This is a genomic window from Bacillus sp. HMA207 (genome assembly GCF_003402455.1).
In the GTDB taxonomy this organism is placed as follows: Bacteria; Bacillota; Bacilli; order Bacillales; family Bacillaceae_G; genus Bacillus_A; species Bacillus_A cereus.
In genome coordinates, this window is sequence record NZ_BEZT01000001.1 from 133,010 (window position 1) to 150,545 (window position 17,536).

Here is a 17,536-nt window from a genome sequence, read left to right on the forward strand (position 1 = left end):
AGAGGAGTTCAATCATTTCTCATTCAATTACACCAGAATTTGTAATGTCAACGGTATATTTTATAGTAACGGGAACATCTTTGTACATTTGTTTCCACTCTTCTAATTTGAATGGGCGATAATGTTGCTTATATTTAGCTCCTAGCCCAAGAGGGTCGACATCTAGAGATTTAAAATGCTTAATTAATTTCTTACCTTGTGTCTCCAATTGTTTTTGAACGACCTTCTCAATCTTTTTTGTATTCTTAGCATTCTCTAAGTTAATCTGTTTCGATACTTCTTGAATACGAGCCTCAAGTTTAACATGTATGGAAAAGGAAGGCTTACCATTTTTTATTTTTATATCGTATGTTGGAACAGAACGAATATTATTAATCATTACGTACCCAGGATCTGCTTTAAATTCATGTGAATCTAACTTATGTTTTTCTAAAAGTCCTTTGAATATAAACATATCTTTTTCTGCAATTTTACCAACATATTTATCCTTTTTAAAAAGACCAATTCCCGTTATTTTTATTTTATCACCATGTTTCTTTAAAATTGGAATATAGTAGTCTTGCCCTTCTTGATAATAACGGAATGCTCCTATATGCAGATTATCTGTTGGTAAAGGACCGGTCTCCATATTATGTTCTAGCATTTTTTTTATATAAATTGCAACGTTGGATGAAGTCGTGTACTTTCCTTTTAAAAGTTCAGTACCATTACCTTCAAGTAAAGCAACATATAAGGCATTCCCGATGTTTACATCACGAATTAATGTATCGAAGGAAGCAACCATTCCTTTCTTAGCAATTCGGGTGGTAAATAGAGCAACCCGCATTTGCCCGCTAGCAAATGGTTGAGAAGACTCTAAAGATGTGTCAGCTTTTACTTGTTTTACCGCATTTGCTGTTCCTTCAAAAACTTGAACTTTGTTTCCTTTTTGCTGAATAGGACAAACAAATGTTACCTTTATTTTATTATCTTTTGCTACATCGAAGACAGTTCCTTGGATAAGGTGTACGTCATCGATAATATTTTTTTGTAAACATCCAGTTAGACTAAAGAGTGCTATACAAGAGATAAGTATTAATTTTCTTTTGATTTTTTCCATTTTCTTTTCACCCACACAATAATAAATAGAATTGGGATGTATACATAAATGAGCCAAAAGCTTCCTTTTGATGCATTACTAATAAAATTATTAATATCGTGTCTGTTTGTTAGAAGTTGTGAAACAATGAGGGTGATAAACATAAAAGCGATTAAAACACCTCTTTGTTTTACACGGAATATTTCGTGCGTTGCTCTCGTTGCCGCCCACAAAGGTAGAATAAAACTTGTAATGATAACGAGGGCATAAGCTGAAATTGCGATATATTCTAGCCTTTCTATGAATGGTAATTGAACAACTTGGGTCATAGAAAGTTGGGCCCATATCGTTTTTAGCAATTGTTTTTCACTAAAAAACGAAAAGGCTAAAAGAGTGCTAAATAAATATAGAAGATTTGAAAATAGTGCTCCAAGCTGAGCGTATTTATGAGATTGCATAGGCTTTTTCACAAATGGATACACCATGAGGTAAATCTCAAAACCAGTCATACTGTAGATTGACACTTGAGCGGATTTTAAAATATCTGAAAAAGAATGTGTGAAAATGGGTAATAAATTTTCCCAATGTGAGTATTTCAAAACGAATAAGCTTAGAAATAAATACCCTAGTGTACCACCAACAGAGATGACGCAAATGCCTGTAATGACACGAAATCCAGAAGAAATGATGTAATAGCTAACTAGGCACAAAAAGAGTGTTAACATAAAGGTGGAGGCAGTTGGGAACATCCATACTTGAATAATTTCAACGTATGTTCGAATAACCGAAATACTGACGATTAAAAAATAAGTTGCAAAGATGATATTAAAGACGTTCCCTATCCACTTTCCAAAGGTTTGTCGTTGTAAATCAATTAAATTCCCGTTTGTTTCCCTTAATAAAAAATACATCATCCACATAAGAACATGGATAACGATGCCTGTGATTAGAACGCCGATCCAGCCGTCGTATCCAGCGGCCTTTGCGGTGATTCGAGCAAATCCGAGAACGCCAGCTCCAAACTGTGCACCGTGAATTAAGAAGAAAACAAAGATAGGAGATATTTGATATTTTTCTTGAACTTTACTCATCAATGCACCTCATCTCTTAATCATCAAAGTCTGATCTATGTTTTGTTGAAATTCCTTTAGCAGCTTTTTTTACATGTTGTGGTCTTGCTTGTACATCTCTTGTATCGATCATTGTTAACGGGAAACGAATCCAAGAGTCTTTAACAGATTGTTGTCTTGTCGGATAAAACAAAGCGTACGGTTTACGTAAGGAAGTAAGTCTAAATAGATGGGTAAATAAAAAGATAAACCCAAGAGAGATACCGAAAAGCCCCCCTATTTCCGCGAATGCTAGAAACGGGAAACGTAGTAATCGAACAGCATTACCCATTTTATAAATAGGTGTAATAAAAGAAGCGAGTGCTGATAGTGCAACGATAATTAATAAAATATTACTCGTTAACCCAGCTTGTACAGATGCTTGCCCGATTACGATACCGCCTACAATACCGAGTGTTTGCCCAACTTTCATCGGTAACCTCGCCCCGGCTTCTCTTAATAAATCGATTGCGAGTTCTAGAAAGAGCGCTTCAATTAAAGGTGGGAATGGTACTTGTGCCCTTGATAAAATCAAAGTTTCAAGTAAATCACTCGGAATAAGTTCATAATGATAATTTAAAACTGCAACGTATAACGGTGTAGCACATATCGAGAATAGAACGGCGATAAGGCGTAAAATCCTTGAAAATGTAGCGTACATCCAGGAGACGTTATAGTCTTCTGGTGAAATGAAAAAATCGAAATAGGATACAGGTGTTAGTAAAACACTTGGAGAACCATCAACAAAAATAGCGATTTTTCCATCAATTAGTGCTTTTGTAACTCTATCAGTACGTTCTGTATTGATATAGAGAGGGAAAATCGATTTTTCACCCATTAATTCTTGTAAATAAGCACTATCATTAATTTGATCATATTCAAGAGCGCGTAATGACTCGTCGAGAAAATCTATATTCTCTTTTTCAGCGAGGTTGTCTAAATACATCATGACAACTTTTGTTTTTGAAAACTCGCCAATAATCATTTCTTTTGTTTGTAAATCTAAAACAGGAAGACGTTTTCGAACTAAATTAATGTTTGTATCAATATCCTCTACGAAACCTTCTTGCGGACCAATAACAGTTGATTCGTTTAAAGGAGGGGTTGGTGCACGATAATTATCAATTGCAATGTTTGCAAGCATACATTTTTGATCTTGCTGATTCAATTGAATAATCGCATGCCCCTTTAAAACCATATCCTCAATTTTCTGTAAGTCGTTTGTAATTGTAATGCCGCTCATTGGAATATGTTCTTTCAGCTCTTCTAGTGAAGCATTAGGTCGTTCCAAAAGAGTAGGCATTAAATATTTTTGTAATTTCTCTCCATCAAGCGAAGGACGATAGTAAGAAATCCAATAAGGCATCGTTTCATCGTCGGATGTATGATAATTCACAAAATCACTAGATTTTTTCAGCTTCTCTATTAAATTTTGTAAAGAATGAATACGATCTTTTTCTGGTTTTGTAAAGTCATAAATACTATTACCTCCAGAGCTTTGTTGCTTACTTTGAGAAGGTTCACCTTGCTTAGCGTTTTGTTGTTTATCTTGAGACGAATCACCTTGTTTAGCACTTTGTTGTTTATCTTGAGACGAATCACCTTGTTTAGCACTTTGTTGTTTATCTTGAGACGAATCCTCTTGTTTAGGGTTTTGTTGCTTATCCTGAGAAGGGGCCTCTTGTTTAGCACTTTGCTGCTTATCCTGAGACGAATCACCTTGTTTAGGGTTTTGTTGCTTATCCTGAGACGAATCTTTTTGCTCGTTCTTTTTACCTTTATTATGTTTCATACTTCTAGTCTGTTCTTTGTTATCATCCTCTGCATTGTTAGAATGCTGCTCCTGATTATCTGTTTCGTTTGCTTCTAGTTTATTTGATTTTTTTTTCTTACGTAGCCAATTCCAAATCATGTGTATGCCCTCTTTAATCTTGTAATATAGTGCTATTTTGTGGCTAATTTTGTATATTATTCATTTATTTATGAAAAGAAGAAGGAGATTAGTTTGCATAGAAAAAAATCTTTAGTAAGCAGTTCATACTATAACGGGGAGAGGAAGAGTCTGTGCAAATTGTAAAAAAGGAGAAGTTTGTTTTAAAAGAGTTTACGTTTGAAAATGGCAGGGAAATTCCTGTTCAAATGGGATACGAGACATATGGCACTTTAAATAGAGAAAGGTCAAATGTGATTTTGGTTTGTCATTATTTTAGTGCAACAAGTCATGCGGCAGGAAAATATACAGTGCATGATGAGGAGTCTGGTTGGTGGGATGGGCTCATTGGAGCTGGAAAAGCAATTGATACAAATAAGTATTTTGTTATATGTACAGATAATCTTTGTAATGTGCAGGTGAGAAATCCATATGTGATTACAACAGGACCGAAATCGATTAATCCAGAAACTGGAGAAGAATATGCTATGGATTTTCCGGTTTTTACATTTCTTGATGTAGCTCGTATGCAATATGAGTTAATAAAAGGTATGGGAATTTCAAGGTTACACGCTGTAATTGGACCGTCGGCAGGGGGAATGATTGCACAACAATGGGCGGTTCACTATCCACATATGGTAGAGCGGATGATTGGCGTTATTACGAACCCACAAAATCCAATTATTACGTCAGTAAATGTAGCGCAAAATGCGATTGAAGCAATTCAACTGGATCCAAGTTGGAAAGATGGAAAATATGGAGAAGAGCAGCCGATAAAGGGGCTTCATTTAGCAAATAGAATGATGTTTATGAACGCGTTTGATGAGTATTTTTATGAAATGGCATTTCCTCGTAACAGTATAGAGGTAGAACCTTATGAAAAGTTTTCTACACTAACATCATTTGAAAAAGAAATAAATAAAGCGACATATACAAGTATAGAGTTAGTAGATGCAAATTCATGGATGTATACTGCGAAGGCAGTTTTATTGCATGATATTGCACATGGGTTTTCTTCACTAGAAGAATCTCTTTCTAACATAGAAGCGAATGTACTTATGATTCCATGTAAACAAGATTTGCTTCAGCCGTCTCGTTACAACTATAAAATGGTAGATATTTTGCAAAAACAAGGGAAGTATGCGGAAGTGTATGAGATAGAAAGTATAAATGGGCATATGGCGGGAGCATTTGATATTCATTTATTTGAAAAGAAAGTTTATGAATTTTTAAATCGGAAAGTATCTAGTTTTGTTTAGAAGACAAATGATGGGGAAAAGGTGCAATGTTTGTAGTAGGCACCTTTTTTCACATGATTTGTAGACGGAAAATATATGTGGCAATTGCTATACCGAAGAATGCGATACTAAGCAATAGAAATAAGAATGACATTTCTTGGGGTGATTTTATTTTTTTAGTATTTTTCATACTAAGAGTAATAATTGCAGCGATTAAGAAAATGATGCCCATTATGAAAAGGGAAAGTGTCATTTTCATTGGCTCCTTTCATAAGACAAGTATATTGAGGATACAATGCAAGAGTTATGTTTGTAAAGAATAAGTTTTGCGAGAAAATTGAGAAATAGTTTTTCGATTCTTTGCGTTCTTTCTTTTGCGTGCTAAAATTGGTAGAGAATGTTTGTGAAAAAGAAACTAAAGGTTTTATTGTATATAAGGAGGAACTACATATGACAGAAGTTAAAACAATTACTACAGAAGAGGTACAAGAGCGTTTAGAAAATGGAGAAACGTTATTTCTAGTAGACGTAAGAGAAGATGAAGAAGTAGCGGCAGGAAAGATTCCAGAAGCTGTACATATTAAAATGGGCGATATCCCACATAAAGTAGATTTCTTTAATAAAGAGAATGAATATATCTTTATTTGTCGTTCAGGAATGCGCAGTGAAAATGTATGTCATTATTTAAATGAGCAAGGGTTTAAAACAGTGAACATGGTTGGCGGTATGCTTCAATATGAAGGTGAAACGAAATAGTTAATAGTTAAAAACTTGAAACGAGTCTGTTTCAAGTTTTTTTCTTTTGCATACAGTATAAAAAAGGAGGAGGGGGAAATGGGAATTAATTTGCGTAAAGTGAAAATTATTAATAATACAGGCGCTGTTAATGTCGGTGACTGTTATGATATCTCGCCTTTAGCTGTGGCAAAAGTATATGCAGGTGCTGGAGGATCGAGTGCGGCTATTTTTTTAAATGGAAAAAGGCAGCCAGAAGCGGTGATTAGAACATCGGTATTTCTTCCGCCTTTGGCAACAAGTACACGTACGTTAGGTTCATAAAGGAAAGGTAGAGTGTAATTATGCCTGCGCATATAAAAGAATTTGTTATTGTTAATAATACTGGAAATATATTTACCGGTGATAATTTGAGTGATACTTCATTTACTGCTTCGAAATCATATAGTGGTTCGATGGGATGCACTTGGATTGATGTTGTTACAGTAATAGGGACGGAGACAAAGCTTTGTTTACAACCAGGAGATTCTGTCACAACAACATATACAAGAGGCACTCCTGCTGGTACTGTAACAGGAACAAATATGGGGCAAAGTGTAAATGCATCGGGTATAGCACAAGCTGTCCCTAATACAGATAATATGGATTCAATTGCAGGACTCCCTTAAGGCATTAAGGGAGTTTTTATTATTTAAAATAAAAATAGTCTTGGAAATTATTTTTGTAAATAGATTAAGAAGAGGCTTATTTATTATGAAAAAGACGGTTTGTAGGTGGTGAAAGTGTGAAGAATCGTGATAATAATCGGAAGCAAAATTCGTTAAGCTCTAATTTTAGAATTCCACCCGAACTTATTGGGCCTACTTTCCCCCCTGTTCCAACTGGATTTACAGGTATAGGGATTACTGGTCCAACTGGTCCACAAGGCCCAACAGGACCTCAAGGACCAAGAGGATTACAAGGTCCGATGGGGGAGATGGGCCCGACAGGACCTCAAGGTGTGCAAGGGATACAAGGATCAGTTGGGCCAATAGGTGCAACTGGACCAGAAGGACAGCAGGGGCCACAAGGATTGAGAGGACCACAAGGAGAAACTGGAGCGACAGGACCTCAAGGTGTGCAAGGGTTACAAGGTCCGATTGGTCCAACGGGAGCGACTGGGGCACAAGGTATACAGGGGATACAGGGATTACAGGGGCCAATTGGAGCGACGGGACCTGAGGGACCTCAAGGAATTCAAGGCGTCCAAGGGTTACCGGGTGCAACTGGTCCACAAGGAATACAAGGAGCACAAGGGATACAAGGACCGAGTGGAAATACAGGTGCAACCGGAGCGACTGGAGCAACTGGTCAAGGAATAACAGGACCGACTGGAATAACAGGTCCAACTGGAATAACTGGACCATCTGGAGGACCTCCTGGTCCGACAGGGCCAACTGGTGCGACAGGTCCGGGTGGCGGACCGAGTGGAAGTACAGGTGCGACTGGAGCAACGGGGAGTACTGGGGCTACAGGAAGTACAGGGGTAACAGGAGCAACGGGAACTACAGGTCCGACTGGAAGTACGGGAGCACAGGGCTTGCAAGGAATACAAGGAATTCAAGGGCCAATTGGCCCAACAGGTTCAGAAGGACCGCAGGGGATTCAAGGTATTCCTGGTCCGACGGGAGTAACTGGTGAACAAGGAATTCAAGGAGTTCAAGGTATTCAAGGGATAACGGGAGCAACAGGAGATCAAGGTCCGCAAGGGATACAGGGGGCTATAGGTCCTCAAGGGGCCACAGGAGCAACAGGAGATCAAGGTCCACAAGGAATACAAGGAGTACCAGGGCCATCAGGAGCAACAGGACCACAAGGAGTTCAAGGGATACAAGGTCCAATGGGCGATATAGGACCAACAGGTCCAGAAGGCCCAGAGGGACTTCAGGGCCCGCAAGGAATACAAGGAGTACCGGGGCCAGCTGGAGCAACGGGTCCAGAGGGGCCACAGGGGATACAAGGAATTCAAGGATCGGTAGGAGCAACAGGCTCACAAGGTCCCCAAGGAATTCAGGGAATTCAAGGTGTGCAAGGGATAACGGGAGCAACAGGAGTACAAGGAGCAACTGGAATTCAAGGTATACAAGGAGAAATAGGAGCAACGGGTCCAGAGGGTCCCCAAGGAGTGCAAGGTGCTCAAGGGGCGATTGGTCCAACAGGTCCAATGGGCGCACAAGGAGTGCAAGGAATACAAGGGATTCAAGGCCCAACAGGTGCACAAGGAGTGCAAGGTGCTCAAGGAATACAAGGAATTCAAGGTCCGACGGGTGCAACAGGAGATACGGGAGCAACTGGGGCGACAGGAGAAGGCACTACAGGCCCAACAGGAGTAACTGGTCCGACAGGGGTAACAGGACCATCTGGAGGACCAGCAGGACCGACCGGCCCAACGGGGCCATCAGGTCCGGCGGGAGTGACTGGTCCATCTGGTGGACCACCTGGCCCGACAGGAGCAACTGGGGCGACAGGAGTAACAGGGGATACCGGGGCGACGGGCTCAACTGGAGTGACAGGAGCGACAGGAGAAACGGGAGCAACCGGAGTGACGGGTTTACAAGGTCCGCAAGGAATCCAAGGTGTGCAGGGAGAGATAGGTCCGACGGGTCCCCAAGGTGTTCAAGGTCCCCAAGGAATTCAAGGAGTAACGGGGGCCACTGGAGATCAAGGTCCGCAAGGGATTCAAGGCCCACAAGGCGACATAGGTCCAACAGGCCCACAAGGAATTCAAGGCCCACAAGGTTCTCAAGGAATCCAAGGAGCGACAGGGGGAACAGGAGCACAAGGCCCACAGGGAATCCAAGGTCCGCAAGGTGACATAGGTCCGACTGGGCCACAAGGTCCAACTGGAATCCAAGGGATACAAGGAGAGATAGGTCCAACAGGTCCAGAAGGCCCAGAGGGACTTCAGGGCCCGCAAGGAATACAAGGTGTGCCAGGGCCAGTTGGAGCAACGGGTCCTGAGGGTCCTCAAGGGATACAAGGCATTCAAGGACCGGTAGGAGCAACAGGCCCACAAGGTCCACAAGGAATACAGGGAATACAAGGTGTGCAAGGGATAACGGGAGCAACAGGAGCACAAGGAGCAACTGGAATTCAAGGGATACAAGGGGAAATAGGAGCAACAGGTCCAGAGGGGCCCCAAGGAGTGCAAGGTATACAAGGGGCGATTGGTCCAACAGGTCCGATGGGCGCACAAGGAGTGCAAGGTATACAAGGGATTCAAGGAGCAACAGGAGCACAAGGAGTGCAGGGACCACAAGGAATTCAAGGAGTGCAAGGTCCGACGGGAGCAACAGGAGAAACGGGATCAACCGGAGCGACGGGAGAAGGATCAACCGGTCCAACAGGAGTAACCGGTCCAACAGGGGTGACAGGCCCGTCAGGAGGCCCAGCAGGACCGACCGGCCCAACGGGGCCATCAGGTCCGGCAGGAGTGACAGGTCCATCAGGTGGACCACCTGGCCCGACAGGAGCAACAGGTGCGACAGGAGTAACAGGAGATACCGGGGCGACAGGCTCAACTGGAGTGACAGGAGCAACAGGAGCAACGGGAGCAACCGGAGTGACGGGTTTACAGGGTCCACAAGGAATCCAAGGTGTTCAAGGAGAGATAGGTCCAACCGGTCCACAGGGTATTCAAGGTCCACAAGGAATACAAGGAGTAACGGGGGCAACTGGAGCACAAGGTCCCCAAGGAATTCAAGGCCCACAAGGCGACATAGGTCCAACCGGCCCACAAGGAATTCAAGGTCCACAAGGTCCTCAAGGAATCCAAGGAACGACGGGGGCAACCGGAGCACAAGGCCCACAGGGAATCCAAGGTCCGCAAGGTGACATAGGTCCGACCGGCCCACAAGGCCCACAAGGAATTCAAGGCCCGCAAGGAATTCAAGGTCCAACGGGAGCTACAGGAGTAACCGGAGCGACAGGTCCACAAGGGATTCAAGGTCCACAAGGAATTCAAGGCCCGCAAGGAATTCAAGGTCCAACGGGAGTTACAGGAGCAACCGGAGCGACAGGTCCACAAGGAATTCAAGGTCCACAAGGAATTCAAGGTCCACAAGGAATTCAAGGCCCGCAAGGAATTCAAGGTCCAACGGGAGCTACAGGAGCAACCGGAGCGACAGGTCCACAAGGAATTCAAGGCTCGCAAGGAATTCAAGGTCCAACGGGAGCTACAGGAGCAACCGGTTCACAAGGTCCAACTGGAGATACAGGTCCAACCGGAGCTGGAGCCACTGGAGCGACCGGGGCGACTGGAGTTAGTACAACTGCAACGTATGCGTTTGCGAATAATACATCAGGAACCGCTATTTCCGTTTTATTAGGGGGTACGAACGTACCGTTACCGAACAATCAAAATATTGGCCCAGGAATAACCGTTAGTGGTGGAAATACTGTATTTACAGTTGCGAATGCAGGAAACTATTATATAGCCTATACAATTAATTTAACGGCAGGTTTACTTGTAAGTTCTCGTATAACTGTAAATGGCAGTCCGCTTGCGGGAACGATAAATGCCCCGACAGTGGCTACTGGTTCATTTAGTGCAACAATAATTGCTAACTTGCCTGCTGGAGCTGCTGTTAGCTTACAGTTATTTGGAGTAGTTGCAGTAGCTACATTATCTACAGCAACGCCAGGGGCTACCCTAACTATTATTAGATTAAGTTAATAAGCAGAAAACCTTGAAACTTTTATGTTTCAAGGTTTTTTTATCTTTGTATTTGTAAGTAAACCTCGTTAACCAGGGGAGTGGCTCCCCTCTAATTATTTAAAGTTTCACTTTATTCTCTTGAGCAAAAACATCGCAGTTCGAAAATATATTATAATAGAATGAAAAGAAAGAAATTTGGCAGAAAGGGAGGGTGGCGATGCAGGAGATGGTTAAAGATTTTTTTGGACGCCCACTTCAAGATTTACGTATATCTGTCATTGATCGTTGCAATTTTAGATGTACATATTGTATGCCGGCGGAAATATTTGGGCCAGATTATGCTTTTTTGAAAGATGAGTTTTTACTAACCTTTGATGAAATTGAGCGTTTGGCAAAATTATTTGTTAACATCGGTGTACGAAAAATTAGAATTACTGGCGGTGAGCCACTACTTCGTAAAGATTTAACAAAACTTATTGCACGTCTTGTGAAAATTGATGGGCTAATAGATATAGGGTTAACGACAAATGCTGTACATTTAACGAAACAAGCGAAGGCATTAAAAGAAGCTGGATTACATAGAGTGAATGTTAGTTTAGATGCAATAGATGACGACATATTTAAGAATATTAATGGTCGAAATATTAATACAAAACCGGTAATTAAGGGAATTATAGCAGCTAAAGAGGCGGGGCTGGAAGTAAAGGTAAATATGGTTGTAAAAAAAGGGATGAACGATCATCAAGTACTTCCGATGGCTGCGTATTTTAAAGAGCAAGGAATCACGCTTCGGTTTATTGAGTTTATGGATGTTGGTAGTACAAATGGGTGGAATTTTGATCAAGTCGTTACAAAACGAGAATTGATTGAGATGATTCATAAGATGTATCCACTTGAGCCAGCCGAAGCGCATTACTTTGGTGAAGTTGCGAAGCGATATCGGTACGTTGGAACAAATGTTGAAGTTGGTTTTATTACATCTGTTTCTGAGTCATTTTGTGTCTCTTGTACAAGGGCGAGAATTTCGGCAGATGGAAAGTTTTATACGTGCTTATTTGCGACAGAGGGTTTGGATGTAAGAGAACTTCTTAGAGGAAATCTTTCGGATGAGGAGTTATTAAGTGTTATACAAGATGTATGGATGAATAGAAAAGATAGGTATTCGGATGAACGAACAGAAGAAAGTGCAAAAAATCGTCCGAAAATCGAAATGTCTTATATAGGAGGATAAGAAAGGGGGCTATCGCATGCAGGAGCGATATTCAAGACAAATATTATTTTCTGGTGTTGGAGAAGAAGGACAGAGAAAAATAAGAGAGAAGCATGTGCTTATTATTGGTGCTGGTGCTCTCGGTGCGGCAAATGCAGAAGCGATTGTTAGAGCAGGTGTTGGAAAAGTAACGATTGCTGACCGTGATTATGTAGAATGGAGTAATTTACAAAGACAACAACTATATACAGAAGAAGATGCAAAGCAGTATAAACCGAAGGCGGTAGCGGCAGCAGAGCATTTAAGAGCGATTAATTCTGAGGTGGAAATAACTCCTGTTGTGACGGATGTAACGGTGCAAGAAATGGAAGAATTAGTGAATGATGTAGATTTAATATTAGATGCGACAGATAATTTTGAAACGCGTCTTCTTATTAATGATATTTCACAAAAGTATAATATTCCGTGGATATATGGTGGGTGTGTCGGAAGCTACGGAGTAACGTATACAATTTTACCAGGGAAAACACCGTGTTTTCGCTGTTTAATGGAGCATCCAGCGAGTGGTGCAACATGTGACACAGCTGGTATTATACAACCGGCAGTACAATTAGTAGTTGCGCATCAAATTACGGAAGCGCTGAAAATATTAGTAGAAGACTTTGGTGCGCTTCGTGAAACGATGTTATCGTTTGATCTTTGGAATAATCAACAGATGGCATTTAAAGTGAATAGGCAGAAAAAAGATACTTGTTTATCTTGCGGAAGGTTACGTACATATCCGAGTTTAACATTTGAAGGACAAACGAAAACAGAAGTGTTATGTGGGCGGAATACAGTACAAATTCGCCCGGGTGTGCGGAAGAATTTTAATTTAGAAGAAATTAAAAAACGCTTACAAAGAAGCGTAGAGATAAAGGCGACACCTTATTTATTATCATTTCCGGTAGAAGAATATCGTTTTGTTTTATTTACAGATGGCAGGGCGTTCATTCATGGGACGAATGATATGAATGTAGCGAAAAGTTTATATGCAAGATATATAGGTTGAACCTAAAGGAAACCCTTTAGGCTCAACGGAGAGAGGATTATGAATTTCTCGTATAATCTCCACTTTTTCCACCTGTTTTTTCAAGTAAGTACGTTTCGCCGATAATCATACCTTTATCGACAGCTTTACACATATCATACACAGTAAGAGCGGTAGCGGAAGCAGCTGTTAAAGCTTCCATTTCAACACCGGTGCTACCTTCTGTTTTAACTTTTACTTCAATGAGTAAACGATATTGTTCTTCTGATTGTTTCCAATCGAAAGAAACGTCAACACCTTTTAATAATAAAGGATGGCACATTGGGATAATATCAGAAGTACGTTTCGCGGCCATAATGCCTGCGATTTGCGCAACTGCTAATACGTCACCTTTCCCAATTTCATTGTGAGAGATTTTATCGTAAATTTCTTTCGTAACGACAATGCTAGAGCACGCAATTGCTGTTCGAACGGTTGCTTTTTTGTCGCTTATATCAACCATTTTTGCGCGTCCTTGGTCATTGAAATGTGTAAATGAAGACATGGAATTCCTCCTTGAAGTAATTTCTATTGAATATATAAAGTTTAATCGAGATAAAAAAAATTGCAAATATGAGGTGAGAAACGATGGTAGAAAAACGAATTCCAATTCAAGTTGCTAAGGCAGTAGAACGGGTAATGAAATATGCGAAGCATGGTGAAGTAGAAGAAATTTCTATTACGGAAAGTTACGGGAGAATTCTCGGGGAAGATGTTGTCTCAGATCATGACGTTCCTCATTTTGATCGTTCCCCTTACGATGGTTTCGCCATTCGAGCAGAAGATACGAAAGGAGCAACTCAAGAGAATCCAATTGAATTTGAAGTAATAGGAGAAATCGGGGCGGGTTCTGTTTTTTTAGAAGAAGTAGGAGCTTTTAAAGCGATTCGTATTATGACAGGAGCAGCTATTCCAGAAGAATGTAATGCAGTCGTAATGCTAGAGCTGACAGAAGGGTTTGAGAAGAACGGGAAAACATATATGAAGTTAAAACGCCCTTTTAATAACGGTGACAATGTGTCGTTTAAAGGAGAAGATATAAAACAAAATCAAGTTCTCGTTAAGAAAGGTGTTGCAATTAATCCAGGTGTTGCGGCCTTACTAGCAACGTTTGGATATAGCACGGTGAAAGTTGTAAAACAGCCTGTTGTCGGTATTGTAACGACAGGAAGTGAATTATTAGAAGTACATGAGCCGTTAGAACCGGGGAAAATTAGAAATAGTAACTCGTATATGATCGCAGCTCAAATTATGAAAGCTGGCGGGAAAGTTCGTTATTATGGTCAACTCGCGGATGAGTTAGATGCATGTTTTACAGCTGTTCAATCAGCGATCGATGAGGTCGACATTTTAATTACAACAGGCGGTGTATCAGTAGGAGATTATGACTACTTACCAGCTATTTATGAAAGATTACAGGCAAATGTACTCTTTAATAAGATAGCCATGAGGCCCGGAAGTGTAACGACAGTAGCTGAAGTTGATGGAAAGTTACTCTTTGGTTTATCAGGAAATCCGTCTGCTTGTTATGTAGGCTTTGAATTATTTGTGCATCCAATTATAAAAACGTATTTGTATGCGAAGGAACCTCACGTATATAGAGCGGATGCTATTTTACAAAAAGATTTTCCGAAGCCAAATCCATTTACTCGTTTCGTAAGAGCGAACGTAACAATTGTGGATGGGGCGTTACAAGCGATGCCGGTTGGTTTAGATAAATCGAGTGCGGTATCTTCACTTGCAGATGCGAATGCTTTTATCGTGTTACCCGGAGGAACGAGAGGATTTGAGACCGGAATGAAAGTATCCGTATTATTGTTAGAGCACTCTGAGGGATGTGAGTGGCCATGGGCGAAGCCCCTTCAATCTTACAAATAGTAGGGTATCAAAATAGCGGAAAAACGACACTTGTAGAGAAAATTGTGCATGCATTAGCCGAAAGCGAAATGAAAGTTGCTACAATTAAACATCACGGGCACGGAGGTTTTCCAGAAGTAGCGCAAAAAGATAGCGAAAGACACCGTAAAGCTGGTGCTGTCGTAAGTAGTGTAGAAGGTGCTGGATTACTTTCACTTTCTTCACTAAGAAAGAAATGGTCCTTGCAAGAAATTATTCGCTTATATGAGTTTTTTAAAGTGGATACAATTTTAATAGAGGGCTATAAAAAAGAGAACTACCCGAAAGTAGTGTTACTTCGTTCTGCGGAAGATGCTGAGCTTTTACATAAAGTAGAAAATATAGTGGCGGTTATTACGTGGTATGATGTCCCAGTAAATATACGAGAAGAATATAAAGTATTTCATATAACAGAAGAAGAGTTGTACATAGACTGGTTTTTACAAACGGTTAGGAGTGCGAAATGACAAATACATATTATGAAGTAATTGATACAGAAATCTCGATTGAAGAGGTAACGAAGAAAGTAATTCGACGTGAATGCGGTGCTGTTACAACATTTATTGGAACGGTTAGAGAGTTTACGAAAGGGCGTCGTACATTATACTTAGAATATGTCGCTTATAAAACGATGGCAGAAAAGATGCTAGAGAAAATCGGCCTGGAAGTGAAAGAGAAATGGCCGGGTACATATGTTGCGATTACACATCGCATCGGTACGTTGCAAATTTCTGATATAGCGGTTGTTGTTGCTGTTTCAACACCACACCGTAAAGCGGCTTATGAAGCGAACGAATATATTATGGAACGCATAAAACAAATTGTTCCGATTTGGAAAAAGGAGTTTTGGGAAGATGGTGACTCATGGATTGGTGATCAATTAGAAAAAACACCATATCCGGCGGGAGAGCCTGGGAAGGAGCTATAAGTATGATTCGAGTATTGTTATTTGCGCACTTGCAAGAAGAAGCAGGGACAAGTGAATTACAAATAGAGAAAGAAAATATTACGGTTGCACAGTTAAAAGATGTTGTTGCGAACGAATATAATGTACCAGTTTCAGAGCCAATTATGGTTGCGATTAATGAAGAATATGCAAATGAAGATGACAAGGTCCAATCTGGTGATGTTGTTGCACTAATCCCACCAGTGAGCGGTGGTTAATATTGGATTCATTAAAACGACTTTCCTATATAGGGAAAGTCGTTTTTTTATGGCAGTTTTGAGAACACTAATCTATAGAACAAGGAGGGAATTATGAAAAAAATATGTGTAGTTATGACAATGCTATGTGCGTCTTTTTTCTCTTCTCCAAGTGATTCTTTCGCGAAAGAATCAAGAGAACAGTTTTTAGAGAGTGCATTATCAAATAGGTACTATTCAGTTATTAGACAAGTGACAGAAGATCAATATGAATGTGCTTCAGTCATAAATATAAAGCGTCTCGGCAAGAAAGATGAATTTGTTCCTAGGTATGAAGTGAAGCTACAATTTCTTACATTTCAAGGAGCGCATAATCCCCCGAACGATAAAGTTACGCTTACTTTGGAAGACCATTTAGATCACGTAAAGATAAAGAAAGTGGAGCGAGAAAAGAATGTTTCTGACGCTATTGCAGAAAAAGTTTGTGAACGGGAAAAAGAAAAAATAAAAGCTCACTCTAATGACTTAGAGTGATAACCTATGCATTTAGTAAAGAAAGGTAATGAGTGATGGATATATTTTTAGCGATTTTACCAGCTATATTTTGGGGAAGTATTGTGCTATTTAATGTAAAACTGGGCGGGGGACCGTATAGTCAAACGCTCGGAACAACGTTTGGAGCACTTATTTTCTCAATTGTTGTTTATATTTTTATGAAGCCAGTATTAACACCTACCGTTATCGGAGTTGGAGTTGTGTCAGGTTTATTTTGGGCGCTTGGTCAGGCAAATCAATTGAAAAGTATTGATTTAATGGGTGTTTCGAGGACGATGCCAATTTCAACAGGACTTCAATTAGTCGCGACGACTTTATTTGGCGTTATCGTATTTCATGAATGGTCCACGACAATATCGGTCGTCCTTGGGATTTTAGCGCTCGTTTGTATTATTATCGGTGTTATTTTAACATCGCTTCAAAGTGAAGAAGAAAAGAATGCAGAGCAAGCAGCAAACTTTAAAAGAGGTATCGTAATTTTATTAATTTCAACAGTCGGCTATTTAGTTTACGTAGTAGTGATTAGACTATTTAACGTAGATGGTTGGTCAGCTTTGTTGCCACAAGCAGTTGGTATGGTGTTAGGTGGGATTTTGCTTACCTTTAAACATCATCCATTTAATAAATATGCAATTCGAAATATTATTCCAGGATTAATTTGGGCAGCTGGAAATATGTTTTTATTCATTTCGCAGCCGCGTGTTGGAGTAGCAACAAGTTTCTCGCTATCGCAAATGGGAATTATTATTTCCACGCTTGGTGGGATCCTTATATTAGGTGAAAAGAAAACGAAACGTCAATTAACGGGTATCGTTGTCGGTATTGTTTTTATTATCGCAGCCGGAATTATGTTAGGTATAGCCAAAAGTTAAAGGAG

18 protein-coding genes are annotated in these 17,536 nt (G+C 40.5%); 13 read left to right on the top strand and 5 right to left on the bottom strand.

Going from position 1 to position 17,536, the window contains the following annotated elements; genetic code table 11:
• Nucleotides 1–19: 19 nt before the first annotated feature.
• From HMAS_RS00830 to HMAS_RS00840, 3 genes are read right to left on the bottom strand one after another with little or no spacing between them, the layout of a single operon-like run.
• A complete protein-coding gene (locus HMAS_RS00830) occupies nucleotides 20–1,099 on the bottom strand; it encodes a Ger(x)C family spore germination protein (RefSeq protein ID WP_000411372.1) in 1,080 nt (359 codons plus the stop codon).
• Complete coding sequence (locus HMAS_RS00835) at nucleotides 1,075–2,169, bottom strand: spore germination protein (protein ID WP_000049068.1); 1,095 nt, start codon at nucleotides 2,167–2,169, stop codon at nucleotides 1,075–1,077. Before HMAS_RS00835 ends, HMAS_RS00830 begins: the two co-directional genes overlap by 25 nt.
• Before the next feature lie 16 nt (nucleotides 2,170–2,185).
• On the bottom strand, nucleotides 2,186–4,099 hold the full coding sequence (locus HMAS_RS00840) for a spore germination protein (protein ID WP_116344667.1): 1,914 nt from the start codon (nucleotides 4,097–4,099) through the stop codon (nucleotides 2,186–2,188).
• Nucleotides 4,100–4,251: 152 nt separating this feature from the next.
• Between HMAS_RS00840 and HMAS_RS00845 the strand changes: the two genes are divergently transcribed.
• Nucleotides 4,252–5,376, top strand: coding sequence for an alpha/beta fold hydrolase (locus tag HMAS_RS00845; RefSeq protein WP_006924874.1), 1,125 nt, complete (start codon nucleotides 4,252–4,254; stop codon nucleotides 5,374–5,376).
• Between the two features lie 49 nt (nucleotides 5,377–5,425).
• On the opposite strand, the gene HMAS_RS00850 is transcribed toward HMAS_RS00845, so the two are convergent.
• The gene (locus HMAS_RS00850; RefSeq protein WP_000175905.1) at nucleotides 5,426–5,608 is read right to left on the bottom strand and encodes a hypothetical protein; all 183 of its coding nucleotides are present in this window, start codon (nucleotides 5,606–5,608) and stop codon (nucleotides 5,426–5,428) included.
• A gap of 197 nt (nucleotides 5,609–5,805) precedes the next feature.
• Here HMAS_RS00850 and HMAS_RS00855 point away from each other — a divergent pair, with 197 nt between their 5' ends.
• From HMAS_RS00855 to HMAS_RS00885, 6 genes are all read left to right on the top strand, one after another.
• Entirely contained in the window at nucleotides 5,806–6,111 is a 306-nt protein-coding gene (locus HMAS_RS00855; RefSeq protein ID WP_000141207.1) for a rhodanese-like domain-containing protein, read from the top strand.
• Between the two features lie 78 nt (nucleotides 6,112–6,189).
• Nucleotides 6,190–6,414: a spore germination protein gene (locus HMAS_RS00860; protein ID WP_000512463.1), complete on the top strand. Its 225-nt coding sequence runs from the start codon at nucleotides 6,190–6,192 to the stop codon at nucleotides 6,412–6,414.
• Between the two features lie 20 nt (nucleotides 6,415–6,434).
• Nucleotides 6,435–6,758, top strand: a complete 324-nt coding sequence (locus HMAS_RS00865; protein WP_001110852.1) for a hypothetical protein — start codon at nucleotides 6,435–6,437, stop codon at nucleotides 6,756–6,758.
• Between the two features lie 116 nt (nucleotides 6,759–6,874).
• A complete protein-coding gene (locus HMAS_RS00870; RefSeq protein WP_116344668.1) occupies nucleotides 6,875–10,804 on the top strand; it encodes a BclA-related collagen-like exosporium protein in 3,930 nt (1,309 codons plus the stop codon).
• Between the two features lie 199 nt (nucleotides 10,805–11,003).
• Nucleotides 11,004–12,017, top strand: a complete 1,014-nt coding sequence (gene moaA, locus HMAS_RS00880; RefSeq protein ID WP_001157114.1) for a GTP 3',8-cyclase MoaA — start codon at nucleotides 11,004–11,006, stop codon at nucleotides 12,015–12,017.
• A gap of 16 nt (nucleotides 12,018–12,033) precedes the next feature.
• A complete protein-coding gene (locus tag HMAS_RS00885; protein ID WP_001158105.1) occupies nucleotides 12,034–13,047 on the top strand; it encodes a molybdopterin-synthase adenylyltransferase MoeB in 1,014 nt (337 codons plus the stop codon).
• A 37-nt stretch (nucleotides 13,048–13,084) separates the two neighbouring features.
• Here HMAS_RS00885 and moaC read toward each other — a convergent pair whose 3' ends face one another.
• Nucleotides 13,085–13,570 (bottom strand): cyclic pyranopterin monophosphate synthase MoaC, encoded by a 486-nt coding sequence (gene moaC / locus HMAS_RS00890; RefSeq protein ID WP_000094146.1) that lies wholly within the window; start codon nucleotides 13,568–13,570, stop codon nucleotides 13,085–13,087.
• A gap of 83 nt (nucleotides 13,571–13,653) precedes the next feature.
• Between moaC and glp the strand changes: the two genes are divergently transcribed.
• The 6 genes from glp (at nucleotide 13,654) to glcU (ending at nucleotide 17,531) form a co-directional block, all read left to right on the top strand.
• Entirely contained in the window at nucleotides 13,654–14,943 is a 1,290-nt protein-coding gene (gene glp, locus HMAS_RS00895; protein ID WP_044306783.1) for a gephyrin-like molybdotransferase Glp, read from the top strand.
• Nucleotides 14,913–15,428 carry a molybdopterin-guanine dinucleotide biosynthesis protein B gene (mobB, locus tag HMAS_RS00900; RefSeq protein WP_000503325.1) on the top strand — a complete coding sequence of 172 codons (516 nt, stop codon included), beginning with the start codon at nucleotides 14,913–14,915 and terminating at the stop codon, nucleotides 15,426–15,428. Before glp ends, mobB begins: the two co-directional genes overlap by 31 nt.
• Entirely contained in the window at nucleotides 15,425–15,889 is a 465-nt protein-coding gene (gene moaE / locus HMAS_RS00905; RefSeq protein ID WP_000185943.1) for a molybdopterin synthase catalytic subunit MoaE, read from the top strand. The genes mobB and moaE overlap by 4 nt, the downstream gene beginning before the upstream one ends.
• Nucleotides 15,890–15,891: 2 nt before the next feature.
• Nucleotides 15,892–16,125, top strand: coding sequence for a molybdopterin converting factor subunit 1 (moaD, locus tag HMAS_RS00910; RefSeq protein ID WP_000621777.1), 234 nt, complete (start codon nucleotides 15,892–15,894; stop codon nucleotides 16,123–16,125).
• A 93-nt stretch (nucleotides 16,126–16,218) separates the two neighbouring features.
• Nucleotides 16,219–16,638 (top strand): DUF3888 domain-containing protein, encoded by a 420-nt coding sequence (locus tag HMAS_RS00915; protein ID WP_044306782.1) that lies wholly within the window; start codon nucleotides 16,219–16,221, stop codon nucleotides 16,636–16,638.
• Nucleotides 16,639–16,673: 35 nt separating this feature from the next.
• Nucleotides 16,674–17,531 carry a glucose uptake protein GlcU gene (glcU, locus tag HMAS_RS00920; protein ID WP_000350861.1) on the top strand — a complete coding sequence of 286 codons (858 nt, stop codon included), beginning with the start codon at nucleotides 16,674–16,676 and terminating at the stop codon, nucleotides 17,529–17,531.
• Nucleotides 17,532–17,536 lie beyond the last annotated feature (5 nt).

What these genes read in the sequence shown, in the direction of transcription:
- HMAS_RS00830 (WP_000411372.1), bottom strand. Translation starts at nt 1,099, where the DNA reads ATGGAAAAAATCAAAAGAAAATTAATACTTATCTCTTGTATAGCACTC.
- HMAS_RS00835 (WP_000049068.1), bottom strand. Translation starts at nt 2,169, where the DNA reads ATGAGTAAAGTTCAAGAAAAATATCAAATATCTCCTATCTTTGTTTTC.
- HMAS_RS00840 (WP_116344667.1), bottom strand. Translation starts at nt 4,099, where the DNA reads ATGATTTGGAATTGGCTACGTAAGAAAAAAAAATCAAATAAACTAGAA.
- HMAS_RS00850 (WP_000175905.1), bottom strand. Translation starts at nt 5,608, where the DNA reads ATGACACTTTCCCTTTTCATAATGGGCATCATTTTCTTAATCGCTGCA.
- HMAS_RS00855 (WP_000141207.1), top strand. Translation starts at nt 5,806, where the DNA reads ATGACAGAAGTTAAAACAATTACTACAGAAGAGGTACAAGAGCGTTTA.
- HMAS_RS00860 (WP_000512463.1), top strand. Translation starts at nt 6,190, where the DNA reads ATGGGAATTAATTTGCGTAAAGTGAAAATTATTAATAATACAGGCGCT.
- HMAS_RS00865 (WP_001110852.1), top strand. Translation starts at nt 6,435, where the DNA reads ATGCCTGCGCATATAAAAGAATTTGTTATTGTTAATAATACTGGAAAT.
- moaA (WP_001157114.1), top strand. Translation starts at nt 11,004, where the DNA reads ATGCAGGAGATGGTTAAAGATTTTTTTGGACGCCCACTTCAAGATTTA.
- HMAS_RS00885 (WP_001158105.1), top strand. Translation starts at nt 12,034, where the DNA reads ATGCAGGAGCGATATTCAAGACAAATATTATTTTCTGGTGTTGGAGAA.
- moaC (WP_000094146.1), bottom strand. Translation starts at nt 13,570, where the DNA reads ATGTCTTCATTTACACATTTCAATGACCAAGGACGCGCAAAAATGGTT.
- glp (WP_044306783.1), top strand. Translation starts at nt 13,654, where the DNA reads ATGGTAGAAAAACGAATTCCAATTCAAGTTGCTAAGGCAGTAGAACGG.
- mobB (WP_000503325.1), top strand. Translation starts at nt 14,913, where the DNA reads ATGGGCGAAGCCCCTTCAATCTTACAAATAGTAGGGTATCAAAATAGC.
- moaE (WP_000185943.1), top strand. Translation starts at nt 15,425, where the DNA reads ATGACAAATACATATTATGAAGTAATTGATACAGAAATCTCGATTGAA.
- moaD (WP_000621777.1), top strand. Translation starts at nt 15,892, where the DNA reads ATGATTCGAGTATTGTTATTTGCGCACTTGCAAGAAGAAGCAGGGACA.
- HMAS_RS00915 (WP_044306782.1), top strand. Translation starts at nt 16,219, where the DNA reads ATGAAAAAAATATGTGTAGTTATGACAATGCTATGTGCGTCTTTTTTC.
- glcU (WP_000350861.1), top strand. Translation starts at nt 16,674, where the DNA reads ATGGATATATTTTTAGCGATTTTACCAGCTATATTTTGGGGAAGTATT.